General features: G+C 64.6%; 12 protein-coding genes. 5 read left to right on the forward strand and 7 right to left on the reverse strand.

All coding sequences use genetic code 11. The annotated features are described in order from the left end of the window. Both EOA33_RS09825 and EOA33_RS09830 read left to right on the forward strand, forming a co-directional pair. A partial coding sequence (locus EOA33_RS09825) for a thiamine diphosphokinase (RefSeq protein WP_127405534.1) occupies positions 1–429 on the forward strand: 429 nt, incomplete at its 5' end. A gap of 1 nt (position 430) precedes the next feature. Beyond that, the gene (locus EOA33_RS09830) at positions 431–2,251 is read left to right on the forward strand and encodes an ABC-F family ATP-binding cassette domain-containing protein (RefSeq protein WP_127405535.1); all 1,821 of its coding nucleotides are present in this window, start codon (positions 431–433) and stop codon (positions 2,249–2,251) included. 22 nt (positions 2,252–2,273) lie between these two features. Here EOA33_RS09830 and EOA33_RS09835 read toward each other — a convergent pair whose 3' ends face one another. Beyond that, positions 2,274–3,212, reverse strand: coding sequence for a homocysteine S-methyltransferase family protein (locus EOA33_RS09835; RefSeq protein WP_126057891.1), 939 nt, complete (start codon positions 3,210–3,212; stop codon positions 2,274–2,276). A 119-nt stretch (positions 3,213–3,331) separates the two neighbouring features. Between EOA33_RS09835 and EOA33_RS09840 the strand changes: the two genes are divergently transcribed. The 3 genes from EOA33_RS09840 (at position 3,332) to EOA33_RS40365 (ending at position 3,840) form a co-directional block, all read left to right on the forward strand. Further along, on the forward strand, positions 3,332–3,538 hold the full coding sequence (locus tag EOA33_RS09840) for a type II toxin-antitoxin system CcdA family antitoxin (RefSeq protein WP_126057890.1): 207 nt from the start codon (positions 3,332–3,334) through the stop codon (positions 3,536–3,538). A 96-nt stretch (positions 3,539–3,634) separates the two neighbouring features. Further along, on the forward strand, positions 3,635–3,721 hold the full coding sequence (locus tag EOA33_RS40360) for a CcdB family protein (protein ID WP_245455771.1): 87 nt from the start codon (positions 3,635–3,637) through the stop codon (positions 3,719–3,721). Continuing rightward, a complete protein-coding gene (locus tag EOA33_RS40365) occupies positions 3,721–3,840 on the forward strand; it encodes a CcdB family protein (protein WP_245482286.1) in 120 nt (39 codons plus the stop codon). Before EOA33_RS40360 ends, EOA33_RS40365 begins: the two co-directional genes overlap by 1 nt. 30 nt (positions 3,841–3,870) lie before the next feature. On the opposite strand, the gene EOA33_RS09850 is transcribed toward EOA33_RS40365, so the two are convergent. From EOA33_RS09850 to EOA33_RS09875, 6 genes are all read right to left on the reverse strand, one after another. Beyond that, entirely contained in the window at positions 3,871–5,541 is a 1,671-nt protein-coding gene (locus EOA33_RS09850; protein WP_127405536.1) for a hypothetical protein, read from the reverse strand. 74 nt (positions 5,542–5,615) lie between these two features. Next, positions 5,616–6,914, reverse strand: a complete 1,299-nt coding sequence (locus EOA33_RS09855; RefSeq protein ID WP_126057888.1) for an adenylosuccinate synthase — start codon at positions 6,912–6,914, stop codon at positions 5,616–5,618. A gap of 268 nt (positions 6,915–7,182) precedes the next feature. Next, entirely contained in the window at positions 7,183–8,784 is a 1,602-nt protein-coding gene (gene serA / locus EOA33_RS09860) for a phosphoglycerate dehydrogenase (protein ID WP_126057887.1), read from the reverse strand. A 67-nt stretch (positions 8,785–8,851) separates the two neighbouring features. Continuing rightward, positions 8,852–10,027, reverse strand: coding sequence for a phosphoserine transaminase (locus EOA33_RS09865; protein WP_126057886.1), 1,176 nt, complete (start codon positions 10,025–10,027; stop codon positions 8,852–8,854). Between the two features lie 200 nt (positions 10,028–10,227). Beyond that, positions 10,228–11,106, reverse strand: a complete 879-nt coding sequence (locus tag EOA33_RS09870; RefSeq protein WP_126057885.1) for an outer membrane beta-barrel protein — start codon at positions 11,104–11,106, stop codon at positions 10,228–10,230. Between the two features lie 205 nt (positions 11,107–11,311). Further along, a complete protein-coding gene (locus EOA33_RS09875; protein WP_126057884.1) occupies positions 11,312–12,127 on the reverse strand; it encodes an outer membrane protein in 816 nt (271 codons plus the stop codon). Positions 12,128–12,331: the final 204 nt, after the last annotated feature.

The following is a 12,331-nucleotide window of genomic DNA, read 5'->3' on the forward strand; positions in this document are numbered from 1 at the left end:
GAGAAGGACAAGACGGACGGCGAGTTGGCGATCGCCGCCGCCCTCGAGCGCGGCGCCACCGGCCTCGTGCTGGCCGGCGCCTTCGGCGGCAAGCGCGCTGACCACGCCTTCCTGCATCTGGCACTCGCGGTTCGCCTGGCCGAGGCCGGCATGAGCGTGGTTATGACCAGCGGCGCGCAGGAAGGCATTCCGCTTTTGCCTGGCAAGGCCGGCTTCGACTATGCCGACGGCACGCTGTTTTCGGTGCTCGGCTTCTCCGACCTTTCCGGCCTGAGCGTCGCCGGCGCCAAATGGCCGCTCGATCACGTCGAGGTGACGTTCGGCTCGTCGCTGACTATATCAAACGAGGTCAAGGGGCGGCTTGAGATCGCGCTCGGCCACGGGCGCGCGTTGCTGCTCGCTCACCCCTATCCCCTTCCTGAAAGCTGACATGGCCCCGCCTCTTCTCAATCTCGACGGGATAAGACTGACCTTCGGCGGCACGCCGCTGCTCGATGGCGCGGCGCTCAGCGCGTCCGCCGGCGACAAGATCGCGCTGGTCGGCCGCAACGGCTCCGGCAAGTCGACGCTGCTCAAGATCGCCGCCGGCATGATCGAACCACAGGATGGCGAGGTGTTCCGCCAGCCTTCGGCGACGGTGCGTTACCTGCCGCAAATGCCCGACATGGATGGCTTCGCCAATGTGCGCGCCTATGTCGAGGCAGGGCTCGGACCGGCCGACGATCCCTACCGCGCCACCTATCTGATGGAGCATCTTGGCCTGACCGGCGAGGAGCGGCCAAACGACCTTTCCGGCGGCGAGGCGCGACGCGCGGCCCTTGCCCGCGTCATGGCGCCGGAGCCCGACATTCTGCTGCTGGACGAGCCGACCAACCATCTCGACCTGTCGGTGATCGAATGGCTGGAAGAGGAGCTTGCCCGCACCTCCTCGGCGGTGATCCTGATTTCGCACGACCGTCGTTTTCTCGAGCGCGTATCGCGCGCCACTGTCTGGCTCGACCGCGGCCAGACCAAACGGCTGGACAAGGGTTTCGGCCATTTCGAGGAATGGCGCGACCAGGTGCTGGAAGAGGAAGAGCGCGAGCAGCACAAGCTCGGCCGCCAGATCGTGCGCGAGGAGCACTGGCTGCGCTACGGCGTGACCGCACGGCGCAAGCGCAACATGCGACGGCTCGGCGAACTGCAGACCATGCGCCAGCGTTTCCGCAGCCATCGCGGCGCCGAGGGCACGGCCACCCTGGTGGCCAGCGACGCCGCCGAGTCCGGCAAGCTGGTGATCGAGGCCAAGAGCATCGAAAAGAGCTTCGGCGACCTCACCGTGGTCAAGGGCTTCTCGAGCCGCATCCAGCGCGGCGACCGCGTCGGTTTGGTCGGCCCGAACGGCGCCGGAAAAACGACGCTGCTGAAGATGCTGACCGGTGAACTGGCGCCTGACGCCGGCACTGTGCGGCTCGGCGTCAATCTCGAGATCGCCACGCTCGACCAGAAGCGCGAGGCCGTCGATCCGGCCGAGACGCTGGCGCACTACCTCACCGACGGGCGCGGCGAGAACCTTCTCGTCAATGGCGAGCAGCGCCATGTCGTTTCCTACATGAAGGACTTCCTGTTCAAGCCGGAGCAGGCGCGTACGCCGGTGCGCGAGCTTTCGGGCGGCGAACGCGCGCGGCTGCTGCTCGCCCGCGTGCTGGCCAGGCCCGCGAACCTGCTGGTGCTCGACGAGCCGACCAACGACCTCGACATGGAGACGCTGGAACTGCTTCAGGAACTGGTCGCCAGCTTTGCCGGCACGGTCATCCTGGTCAGCCACGATCGCGATTTCCTCGACCGCACCGTCACCAGCGTGATCGCGCCGGATGGCGCCGGCCGCTGGATCGAATATGCCGGCGGCTATTCCGATATGCTGGCGCAGCGCGGCGGCTCGAAGCTGGAGGATCGCAAGGCGAGGCCGAAAGCGGATACGGCGGAACAGGCGGCCACCGGCAAGGCAGAGCCGGCGCCGCCGAAAGTCCCAGCGAAGAAACTGTCGTTCAAGCAGAAATTCGCGCTGGAATCCCTGCCCAGGAAGATCGAGGCGGTGACCGCGTCGATCTCCAGGCTGGAGAACAACATCGCCGATCCCTCCTATTACGAGCGCGACCCGGCCTCGTTCCAGAAGACCATCGCCGCCCTCGACAAGGAACGCGCGACGCTGGCCGCGCTGGAAGAAGAGTGGCTGGAACTGGAGATGCTGCGCGAGGAAATGGAGGGGTAGTCCCTCCTCCCGCTAGCTGCCCTCACAGACAGGCGTCGCAGATCGCGGCAATATGGCGTCTGTCCGTGCCGCAGCAGCCGCCAAGCACGGCGATGTGACCGAAGCGGTCGCGCATCGCGCTATAGCGCCGACCGAAATCGACCGGATCGCCGGGGTCGAGTTCGGTCGCTGCGTCGAGCTCGGCATGGCTCTTGGCGGATGCGTTGGCCCGCACGCCGCGAATGCGACCTATCCAGCCTTCGCCGGCGGCAAGAACCGCATCGAAATGGCTGGGGTGCGCGCAGTTGATCATGAAATAGGCCGGGGCGCCGTCAGTCTCGTCGTCAACGGTTTCGATGGCGTCTTTCAGGCTTTCGCCGGAAGGCAGGCGCCCATCCGTCTCGACGGTGAAGGAAATCACCGATTGGAGCCCCGATGCCATGGCCGCGCAAGCTATGCCGGCGGCCTCGTGCGAATAGGTCATGGTGACGGCGCTGACCATATCGACGCCGGCATCGCGGAACGCTCTGATCTGGTCGCTGTGATAGGTTTCGGCCTCGGCCGTCGTCATCGCTGCATCGACCCGGTAGCCGTCGCCGCGCGGCCCGACTACCCCATTCACGAGGACAAGCATCCCACGCGCCGCATAGGGCGCTGCCAGCGCACGCGCCCACGTGACCGCGCGCCGGTTCGCGGCCGACAGCTCACTGCGCGAGTAGCCGAGTTTCCCGGCCCAGTCGGGATTGGCGCGCCATGTCGGCGTGTCGAGAACAAAGCCGACGCCGCGCTGTTCGGCGATATCCAGATATTGACGGAAATAGCGCCCGAGCCTCTCTCGGCCCTCATCGGTCGCAAGCAGGGGGAAAGCGGCAAAGAACGGCAGATCGAGCCCTTCCAGGAAGACGAGCGACGTTTCGAGGCCGCCATCTGTCAGAAGGATGGTTTCGCCGAGCTCACGAAGGTTGATCTTCGCATTGGTCATCGCCGTGCACGATCTCGCCCACCGATCTCGCGAACATTAGCATATGGCATCAATTTCGTCATGCCGCCCGCGCAGCCCAGCCGTTGCGGCGGTGCCCCGGATGCGCATATGGAATACGCATGTTGCGGAGGCCTCATTCACAGTTGATGAAGGAAGCAAAGGGGCTCAACGTGAACGTCTCGCGCGCCGCCGAAGCCGGGATAGCCGAAGCAGTGGCAGCCGAAAAGACGCGGCTCTGGAAGCTTGAGAACCGCGCAACGATGGACGCCTGGAACGGCTATGTCGAAGCACATGGTGTTCCGCTCAAGGAGCACCGGCAGTTCTGATGGCGCGCTACGACGTATTCGCCGCCAGACGGCATCGAAGGCGGCTATCCTCTCGACGTTCAATCCGATCTGCTCGATCACTTCAAGACACGGGTGGTGGTCCCACTTCTGCCCGTCTCGGTGGCGCCGCCTGCAATGCGGAAGCTCCATCCGATCTTTGAGATCAACGGACGCAGCTGGTGATGGCCACCCATCTGCTCGCCACGGTTTCGACGACGGAACTTGGCGCGAGCCGGCTGAACCTGATGCGGCCTCACGACGAGATCGCCGCTGCGCTCGACATGCCGTTCCAGGGGTTCTGAGCGGCGAGGGCCTCAAGCCACCGCTGCGAGTCAACCAGACGTCTTCGCCTGCCAGGCCTTCAGCGCCTCGTCGAACACCTTCTCGCCGGGGATGCCCTTTTCCATGGTGAGCAGGGCGCGCCGCCCGGTCTTGTAGACGACCGGCACATCGATCCAGTCCTGGCCCCTGAGCAGCGTCAGATTGGCGTCCTCATCGGCCTTGGTGTCGTTGAGCGCGACGAGGAAAAAGCCGTCGGCGATCTTGGCCGGGATGCCGATCAGCGGGCTGCCGGCATCCTGTTCGGAACTCTTCATGGCGATGCGCAGGATGTTGTCGACGCCGCCGCCGTCAAATCCTTCCGGCGTGAGGAAGATCATCTCGATGATGTGGCTGGCCGGCAGCGTCTGGTCTGTGTTGCGCCTGATCGTCATGCGCAGCTGGATGTCCTTGCCCGGTATCGTCGCCTCGGCGCGGATCGCCGGTTCCGGCGGCAGATCGCCGCCCGGCGATTCCTGCACCAGCGACCAGACGATGTTGCCCGGCTCGGCCGAGCCCTGCTGGGTGCTGGTGCGTTCCTCGTAGAAGATCGCCTTCTGGCCGACCGGCAGCGCGGTTTCAACCGGCGCTGCCGCCGGTGTCGACGGTGCGGCGCCGGTGGCCGGCGCGGCTGGCTGTGCGCCAGCGGGCGGTACCGGCGGCGTCGCGGCCGCATCTGCCGGCGTTGCGGGTGTGGCGCCATCTGCCGGCGGTGTTGCCGCCCCGGGCGCGGGAGCTGCGGGAGCGCCGGTTGCCGCCGCCGGCGGGCTGGTCGGCGCCGGCACCACGGGCGCAGCCGGTGGCGGCGTCGTCAGCGCGGCGACGGATTCGCCTTCGCCAATGCCGCTTTGCCCGCCGGCGGGGCCGGGATCGGTCTCCTTGCCCTCCGGCGTCAGGCGCTGGGTGAATTTGGTCGCTTCGGCCGTTTCGCCGGTGGCCGCCGGCGGTGTTGCCGCGACGTCGGCCGCCGGCTTGGCCGGAGCCGGCTTCACCAGCGGCTCCGTGGTGACGGTCTTGCTCCCGCCAAGGCCGAGCATGGAGCCGAACGCGTCCTTGTTCAGCCAGATGCCATAGCCGCCACCGCCGATCACCAGGACGGCGGCGGCAGCGGCGATCAGCCCGCCATAGCTGCGTTTGCGCACCGCAGGGCGCAGCCGCTGGAACGTGTCGGCCGCCGCCGGTTCTTCCTCACTGACAAAGACGTCATTCTGGTCGTTCGGCATCGAGGCGTCCATGCCCGGCAGGCGGGCATCGGTCTCGAATGGCGGAGGCGTTTGCGGCGCCTTCTGCCAGCTTGGCTCCGCCTTGGCGACTGGCGCAGCCGGCCGGAAAGGCTCCGGCTTGGCGGGCTCAGGCCTGGCAGGCTCGGCTTTGGCAACGACAGGCTGCCGCACATGGCTCGGCTGGTTCTTGTTGCGATCGATCGAGGAGAAGATGTGCTCCAGCTCGGCCAGCGGATCGACCGCCGGCTGGCTTTTGGCATAACCACGCTCGACGTTGGAAATCGCATCCTCCAGCGTGCGCTTCTGCTGATCGGCAACCGACGGCGCCAAAGGCGGGACGTGATCCGCAAGCTTCTTCGCGATTGTCGCCCGCGCCTTGTCATAGACTTTCGAGCGCATCTCGGGCGTGTTTTCGCTGAGACCGTCGATCGTCTTTTTCAGAACGGTGATGAAATCTGCCATGCTTCAGTGGACCCGCATTTTGTTCCTGGGCCGGCCCCCGCAAATCAGCCGCTGAGCCCGGAAAGGCTGAGAAACTAGTCTTGAAACGGATCAGTCACAAGTATCGTGTCGTCCCGCTCCGGGCTGGTCGAGAGCAGCGCCACCGGCGCGCCGATCAGCTCCTCGATGTAACGTACATACTTGACCGCCTGGGCCGGCAGATCGTTCCAGCTGCGCGCGCCGGCGGTGGTGCCTTTCCAGCCTTCGAGCGTCTCGTAGACCGGCTCGACGCGCGCCTGCGCGCCCTGGCTGGCCGGCAGATAGTCAATCGTCTCGCCGTCGAGGCGGTAGGCGGTGCACACCTTGATCTCGTCGAGTCCGTCCAGCACATCGAGCTTGGTCAGCGCGATCCCCTTGATGCCGTTGACGGCCACCGCCTGGCGCACCAGCACGGCGTCGAACCAGCCGCAGCGACGCTTGCGGCCGGTGACGACGCCGAATTCATGACCACGCGTGCCGAGGAACTCGCCGATCTCGTTCTTCTGCTCGGTCGGGAACGGGCCCTCGCCGACACGCGTCGTGTAGGCCTTGGTGATGCCCAGCACATAGCCGATGGCGCCCGGCCCCACACCCGAGCCGGCCGCGGCCTGGCCGGCGACGGTATTGGACGAGGTGACAAACGGATAGGTGCCGTGGTCGATGTCGAGCAGCGTGCCTTGCGCGCCCTCGAACAGGATCCGCTCGCCGGCGCGGCGCCGATCGTCGAGAACTTTCCAGACCCGGTCCATGTAGGGCAGGATCTCGTCGGCGACCGAAGTCAGCTCGCGCATGATCGCGTCATGCGTGACTTCGCCATGGCCGAGCCCGCGGCGCAGCGCATTGTGGTGCGTCAGCAGCCTGTCGACCTTCAGGGGAAGCGTTTCCAAATCCGCCAGATCCATCACCCTGACCGCGCGCCGTCCCACCTTGTCCTCGTAAGCGGGGCCGATGCCGCGGCGGGTCGTGCCAATCTTTGTCCCGGAATTGGAGGCGGCGTCCTCACGGAATCCGTCCAATTCGCGGTGCAGCGACAGGATAAGCGCGGTGTTTTCGGCTATTTTCAGGCGATCCGGCGTCACCTCGACGCCTTGCGCCTTCAGTTTCGCCACTTCGGCGACGAAGGCGTGCGGGTCGAAGACCACGCCATTGCCGATGATCGACAGCTTGCCTTGCCGCACGACGCCGGAAGGCAGAAGCGACAGCTTGTAGACCTTGCCGTCGACGACCAGCGTGTGGCCGGCATTGTGGCCGCCCTGGAAGCGCACGACGACATCGGCCCGCTCCGACAGCCAGTCGACGATCTTGCCCTTGCCTTCGTCGCCCCACTGCGAGCCGACGACCACCACATTGGCCATGTTGCTTTTCCCTTGAAATGCCGACTGGCGGCTTGAAAACGACAGGCCTCTATAGCGTCAAGAGCGGACCGACGCGACCATTCTTTGCCGCCGAACGCCGCCCGGGGCATAACATTTTTCGCCTTTCGCGCGATTTGCCGAGGCGAGCAGGGCGCGATTACGCCGGCATTCCTCCCAGGCACTTTCCGGCGCCGACGCCTGGCACGAATGACAGCGCCGCGCGGCTATCGCACGCGCGGCGCTGTCATGCAAATCGGCAGGACGGGCTTCAGGCTACGCCGACGTCGAAGTGCAGCGGCTTGGCCGAGTCGATCGACTTGTGCGCCCGCAGCTGATCGAGCACATTTTCGGGGAACGGCGCGTCGAGATAGAGCAGCGCGATGGCATCGCCACCCGGCCGGTTGCGGCCGAGCTGGAAGTTGGCGATGTTGACGCCGTTCTCGCCGCAGACGGTGCCGAGCAGGCCGATGATGCCGGGCGCGTCGGCGTTGGTCGTATAAAGCATGTGCTGGCCGACTTCGGCGTCGAGATTGATGCCTTTGATCTGGATGAAGCGCGGCTTGCCGTCCGAAAAGCAGGTGCCGGCGATCGAGCGCGTCCTGTGCTCGGTGGTGACCGTCAGCTTGATGTAGCCGTCGAACACGCCAGACTTGTCGCGCTTGACCTCGGCGACGATGATGCCGCGTTCCTTCACCATGATCGGCGCCGACACCATGTTGACGTCGGAGACCTGCGGCCGGATCAGACCGGCAAGGGTCGCGCTGATCAGGGCACGCGTGTTCATGGTCGCGGTCGAGCCGTCGAACAGGATCTCGACCTCCTTGATCGGATCCTCGGTGACCTGGCCGACGAAGGCGCCGAGCACTTCGGCGAGCTTGACGAAGGGCTTCAGCCGCGGCGCCTCCTCGGCGGTGATCGAGGGCATGTTGATGGCGTTGGAGACGGCGCCCTTGAGCAGGTAGTCGGACATCTGCTCTGCCACCTGCAGCGCCACATTCTCCTGTGCCTCGGCGGTGGAGGCGCCGAGATGCGGCGTCGCCACGACATTCTCCATCCCGAACAGTTCGTTGTTCTCCGCCGGTTCGACCTCGAACACGTCGATGCCGGCGCCCGCCACCTTGCCGCTCTTCAGTGCCGCGACCAGATCGGCCTCGACGATCAGCCCGCCGCGCGCGCAGTTGATGATGCGTACGCCTGTCTTCATCTTGGCGATCGCGGCGGCGTCGATGATGTTGCGCGTCTTGTCGGTCAGCGGCGTGTGCAACGTGATGAAATCGGCGCGGGCGAAGAGCTCGTCGAGCTCGACCTTCTCGACGCCGAGCTCCTCGGCGCGGCTGTCAGACAGGAACGGGTCGAAGGCGATAACATGCATCTTGAGCCCGACGCCGCGGGTGGCGACGATCGAACCGATATTGCCGCAGCCGATGACACCGAGCGTCTTGCTGGTGATCTCGATGCCCATGAAGCGGTTCTTTTCCCACTTGCCGGCATGCGTCGAGGCGTTCGCTTCCGGAATCTGGCGGGCAAGGGCGAAGATCATGGCGACAGCATGCTCGGCGGTGGTGATCGAATTGCCGAAGGGCGTGTTCATCACGATGATGCCCTTGCGGCTTGCCGCCGGGATGTCGACATTATCGACGCCGATGCCAGCGCGGCCGACAACCTTGAGCCTGGTGGCGGCGTTGATCAGCTTTTCGGTGACCTTGGTGGCCGAGCGGATGGCGAGGCCGTCATACTGGCCAATGACTTCGAGCAGCTTTTCCTTGTCCTTGCCGAGGTCGGGCAGATAGTCGACCTCGATGCCGCGGTCTTTGAAGATCTGCACAGCGGTGGTGGAAAGTTTGTCTGAGACGAGAACGCGGGGCGCCATGGCGGCCTCCTTCGAAAGGGATTGATCCGTTTGGAAATGGGCGGCCCCGATGGCCGCCACGGGAAACTCAGGCAGCTGCCTTCAGCGACGCCTTTTGCGCGGCAAAAGCCCAGTCGAGCCAGGGCAGCAGCGCCTCGAGATCGGAGGTCTCAACAGTCGCGCCGCACCAGATGCGCAGGCCGGGCGGTGCGTCGCGGTAGGCGCCGATGTCGTAGGCCACACCTTCCTTGTCGAGCGCCGAGACCAGCGCCTTGGCGAAAGCCGCCTGCCCGTCGGCGTCGAGCGCCGCGACTTGCGGATCGGTGAAGGACAGGCAGACCGATGTGTTCGAGCGCGTCGCCGGATCGGCGGCGAGATGGCCAAGCCATGACGAGGTGGCGACGAAACGGTCGAGCACCGCCGCATTGGCGTCGGCGCGGGCGATCAGGGCGTCAAGGCCGCCGATCGACTTCGCCCAATGAAGCGCGTCGAGATAGTCCTCGACGCACAGCATCGACGGCGTGTTGATCGTCTCGCCCTTGAAGATGCCTTCGATCAGCTTGCCGCCCGAGGTGAGGCGGAAAATTTTCGGCAGCGGCCATGCAGGCTTGTATGTCTCCAGCCGCTCGACGGCGCGCGGCGACAGAATCAGCATGCCATGCGCGCCCTCGCCGCCCAGCACCTTCTGCCAGGAGAAGGTGACGACATCGAGTTTTTCGAAGTCGAGCCTTTGCGCGAAGGCGGCCGACGTCGCGTCACATATCGTCAGGCCCTTCCGGTCGGCAGGAATGAAATCGCCGTTCGGAACCCGCACGCCCGATGTGGTGCCGTTCCAGGTGAAGACGACGTCGCGGTCGAAATCGACCTTGGCCAGATCCGGAAGCGCGCCATAGCTGGCCTCGAACCTGCGCACGTCGGCGAGCTTCAGCTGCTTGACCACATCGGTCACCCAGCCGGAGCCGAAGCTCTCCCAGGCGACCATGTCGACGCCGCGCTCGCCGAGCAGCGACCACAGCGCCATCTCGACCGCGCCGGTGTCGGACGCCGGCACGATGCCGATGCGGTAGCCGGTGGGAACCTTGAGGATCTCGCGCGTCAGCTCGATCGCCTGCTCGAGCTTGCTCTTGCCGATCTTGGCGCGATGCGAGCGTCCGAGCGGAGCCTTGGTCAGCGCCTCGACCGACCAGCCGGGGCGTTTTGCGCAAGGACCTGAGGAGAAATTGGGGTTTGCCGGACGGAGTCCGGGCTTCGTAAGCGTCGTCATCGTGGTCTATCCTTCCAGATAGTGGCCCCTCGTTGGGGAGGGGTGGCCCACGGACGGCGATATGCGTTCAGGCTTCCGGCGTCAAGAGCAAAGTTTTTGTCGCTGACGGGATATTCGCATCGCAGCGGCCGGTGGTGATGGCAAAAGCAAATGGCGGATCACATGACCCGCCATGGCGCTTGTCCTTGCTGATGCGAACCTCACCAGAGATCGTAACGCAGCCCGACCTTGACCTGCTGATAGTCGATGCCCTTGTGGATCGTCGGCGTGCCGACGTTGTCGATGGTCGCGTACTTCAGCCCCGGCACCGATACATATTCGTAGCCGAAATCGAGCGCGACATTCTTGCTGACCTGGTAGGCGAAGCCGGCGCCAAGCATATAGGCCATGTTGAACTGCCTTTCGCGCGTGACCGTGCCGTCATAGACGCTCGAATCAAAGCAGCTGAAGCTGGTCGTCGTAGTGTTGCCGCCGCCAACAACCGAGGTCGAGTCGTTCTCGCAGTCCCTGGCGCCCTGGGCCAGCGTGTAGGTGCTGTAGGCCAGCCCCACGCCACCGCCGAGATAAGGGGTGAAGCCGACATAGGTGCCGAGATCGACGAAGGCGCTGGCCATGACGTCATAGGCCTTGTTGCGCGTATAGTCCGAGCCGTTACAGGACCGGGTGCTGGGCCCAGACACCTGGCTGACGATGGTGCCCGAAGTGTTGTCGGTCACGGTCGTCGTCTCGGTGCCCTCGCAGGTGGTGACATACTGGTTGTCGAACTTGCTCGTCGGCAGCAGGCCAAAATTCAGCTCGCCGCGGAAGTAGTCGTTGAAGTGGTAACCCATGCCGACGGATGCGGACAGCGCGCTGACATCGGTGATGACGCCGGTTGGCGACTCCGAGAAGTCGTAGGGCTTGTTGAAGGCGTAGCCGATATCGCCGCGCAGGTACCATCCCGAGCCGACCTCGACCGGCACGTAGTCCGGCGCCTGGTCGACATAGATCGGCGGATCGTAGTCGGCCGGCAGCGCCTGCGTCACCGGCATCAGCACGATGGCGGCCAGCGCCAGCGCTATACGCGATTTGAATACCATGTCCCCGGCTCCCGAACTTGGCGCGCGCCGCAGCGCAGCACCGTTTTTCAAGGAGCATTGTTAACCATAGTGGTTAAGTGCCGGTTAAGGATAACAGACGGTTAGCGAATTGATCGCGAAGAGTTTTCGTTCGGGCAAATAGCTCAAACAGAAAACCGCCCGGCGAAAAGCCGGGCGGTTGAGGAACTCTCGGATCTCGAAGAGCTTATTTGGTGTAGATCGGCTCCGGCTCAGGCTGATAGGCCACTACCGGCGCTGCGCACCCATTGTTGCCGCCGAACTGATAGCGCAGACCGCCGCGTACCTCGTGCGTGCTTATGCCGTGGTCGAAGCCAGGACCCGAGCTAGTCGTATCAAACTCGAACATGCGGCCGCCCTGGATGTGGCTGAAGCGGTAGCCCGCGTCAAAGATGATCTTGTCGGTCAAGCAATAGGAAGCGCCCGCCATGAGCGCGTAGGCAAAACGCCAGTTGGTCGACCCGGGGTTGGTCTCGGTGGTGTTCGGATCGCGGACCGTGTCCCACTTGATACGCGCGCCGCCGATGCCGGCGCCGACATAAGGCGTGATCCCGTGATAGGTGCCGAGATCGGCATACGCGTTAGCCAGCAGAAGGAAGGCGCTCATCTTCGAAACCTCGGTCGATGTCGTGACGAGATCCGAGGTCTGGCCGTTGAAGTCTGACTTGAACCAGTAATCGGCAGTTAGATCAGTGCGGAAGTAGTCATTGACCTTATAACCGACGCCGCCGCCGAGCGAGAACCCGCCCTTTAGGTCGCCGAAATCGAAATCGTTGGTGCCGGGCGGCGGCCCGTACGTGATGTAGTCGATGCTACCCAAATTCGACCAGTGATAGTCGATATCGCCGCGGATGTACCAGCCGCCGACTTCGACCGGCTGCTCGTAGGCGACCGGCGGCGGCGCCGCTTCGACCACTGGCGGCTCCGTAAGATCGGCTGCGAGCGCTGGTGCCGCCATCCCCGCGAACAGCGCGGCAAACAATGCCATTCTTGTATTGAACATGCTGTCACCCCTAAGAAGCCTCGGGACGACACCCGCCCGAAGATGATTGACTTCGGGTTTGGATAATGAATTGCAAAGGTTAAAAGCCGTTTAACCGTACCGATTAACCACGAATCTATACAATTTTAGATAGAGTCGCATTGCGAACAGGGCCGACCGCATCGCTCGCGCACGGACAAAAAAGCCCGCCTGACGGCGGGCGTG

Source organism: Mesorhizobium sp. M4A.F.Ca.ET.050.02.1.1, from assembly GCF_003997725.1.
GTDB lineage: Bacteria > Pseudomonadota > Alphaproteobacteria > Rhizobiales > Rhizobiaceae > Mesorhizobium.